We start from the raw sequence: 559 nt of genomic DNA, 5'->3' as shown, positions 1-559 counted from the left end.
TTTTTACTGCTCAAGCTTTCCAGAACTTCTTGTGCTTTTTCTAAGTCATCGGTCTCGATTAGCGTGTTGGCGAGTGCAGTTTTAATCCAGTCAAAATTGTCTTCTTTGAGTAGCTTTTCGTATTCGCTACGGGCGCTAGAAAACTGTTTGTTTTGCACCATTGCATGCGCACGGTAACGTCTGATCAGTTTTGAATATTCGGGATGAAAGGGAAGAAGGGTATCAGTGGCTTCAATCACGCCTTCAAAGTCCATCTCACGCAGTTTTTCGTAAATCGGTAGTAGCACGCTTCTGCGTTTCATGGCTGACAGCAGTCGGTTGCGAAAAAAGGTGTGATTAAACGGTTTTAGCAAGTAGTCATCAGGGTCGCAGTCCACTATTGAACGTACGATCTTGTGATCATTTTCTCCGGTCAAAAAAACGAAAGTTGTATGTGCAGGCAGAATTTGCGCGTGCTTTAACTCTTCTAACAACTGAAAGCCATTGAGCTGGGTTTGAAAGTTGTAGTCACAAATCACCAAATCAAAATGCATTTGCTTACAAAGATTGATGACCTCAA

The 559-nt window shown here is 42.4% G+C and carries 1 protein-coding gene; it reads right to left on the bottom strand.

Translation table 11 applies throughout. From position 1 onward, the window contains the following. On the bottom strand, nt 1-559 hold a 559-nt coding region (locus tag R8N49_RS29445; protein ID WP_318190737.1), incomplete at both ends, for a response regulator.

The organism is Vibrio sp. 1978, from assembly GCF_033344345.1.
This window is presented reverse-complemented; position numbering and strand designations above follow the sequence as displayed.